1 protein-coding gene is annotated in these 1,632 nt (G+C 54.0%); it reads left to right on the top strand.

The genetic code is table 11. The annotated features are described in order from the left end of the window. Positions 1–1,569 (top strand): NBR1-Ig-like domain-containing protein (locus V6D20_02215; protein ID HEY9814610.1); only part of this gene is annotated, 1,569 nt, incomplete at its 5' end. Positions 1,570–1,632 lie beyond the last annotated feature (63 nt).

The raw sequence follows: 1,632 nt of genomic DNA, 5'->3' as shown, positions 1-1,632 counted from the left end.
ATCAAACTCCAGCACGGAGATGACACACGTCGGGTGACTCAACCTGATAACTTGACGTGGGTTCAGCTCCTCAACCTGTGTAAGACCAAATTCCCAGGTCTTTCCGAATACACGCTCCGTTATTACGACGAAGACAACGATTTGATTACAATTAGCTCTGAAATTGATATGCCCGAAGCACGTCGTCTTGGTTCACAGGGACAGCTGAAGATCTTGGTCTCAACTGCATCGGCTCCACCCCAGCGCCCCGCCCCTGCTGCCAAGCCCGAGGATATGGGAATTTCAACAATCTTTGGATCAACACTTTCTCAGTCTCAAGCTCCTGCGATGAACCCGTTCCTTGCGCTTCTTCAAAATGAGTCCTTCTTGGCCAACCTCCCGGCCTTGCTACCCTTGTTTCAAACTCTGAGTGGCCAAGAAGGTACCAGCCTAGAAAACATCACCGCATTTTTGAAGCAGTTTAGCACCGTCCTGGAGCAATCCACAGTGGATGGGGCTAGCAGTGGCAACCAGGCCGTCCAGAGTGTCGTGGCTCTTCTTAGTGCTGTCATGGCAAATCCTGCCCTCCAGTCTGCTATCCCTCAGCTCCTTTCTACGCTAACAGGCCTCGCCAGAGCTGGCGCTGCTCCCAACCCCACGCAATCCCCTGCGTCTAGCCCCGCACCGTCGGCTCCTGCCCCCTCTCCTGCTGCCTCTCCAAAGCGATCTGACTCTGAAAGCGGGACCTGGGATGCAACCAAAATGCTCTTAGATTTCTTCAATGGCCCGGAAGAGCCTACCCCCAACCCTGAACCTGAGCAAGCGGAACCCGTCAAAGCTGCCGATCCCGAGCCTGCGCCGTCGACTGAACCGAAGAACTTTAGCCTCCTTCCAAAGGACGTACAGTTCGGGGCTGCTCAACAACCGGAAGGAACAGCCCGCAGCAGTCAGAGTATTGCCAAATTCATCAAGGACGTTTCTGTCCCTGACGGTACTGCTTTTGCCCCCGGTTCCAGCTTTGTCAAGTCTTGGCGCTTTGAGAACACCGGCGCAAACGGGTGGCCTTCAGGCACGATGCTGAAATGCATCTCAGGAAATCCTATGGGAGGTCAGCCCGTTCTTGTCAACTACGTTGCACCCTCCAGCCAGGTCGATATTGTGGTTAACATGACTGCCCCCAAGGAGGCTGGCCGTTATTGCGGATACTGGCGCCTATTCACCCCACAAGGAGTTGCATTTGGACACCGTGTGTGGGTCGATATCTTTGTCAGAGAGCAAGCCCCTAAGCCTGCCGCGACTGCCGCACCCGCTGCTGCCGACCCAGCCAAGGCCGAGCAAGAAGCAAAGGATAAGAAGATCGCCGAGGCTCTTGCCGAACTAGAAATCTCACAAAACCACGCTGCGGCGCCCTCTCCAGCCTCTCCCGCTGCTGTCACCCCCTCTGCACCCGCAGACGGCAACAGATGGGCCTCACAAATCTCTACAATCATGCAGATGGGCTTTGGAGACTACGTTAGCATAGCAGAGAAGCTCGAGAAACATAACGGCAACATCGAACTTGTTGTGAACGAACTTTTGCAGAATATGTAAAGCATTTGTATATAAAAATGAACCTCAAACTCGGTCGTATTTCTGCAGCATCCGCAACATCAC

The sequence above is a fragment of the Candidatus Obscuribacterales bacterium genome, from assembly GCA_036703605.1.
In the GTDB taxonomy this organism is placed as follows: Bacteria; Cyanobacteriota; Cyanobacteriia; order RECH01; family RECH01; genus RECH01.
Note: the sequence above shows the minus strand (reverse complement) of the source record. Positions and strands in the feature narration are given on the sequence as shown.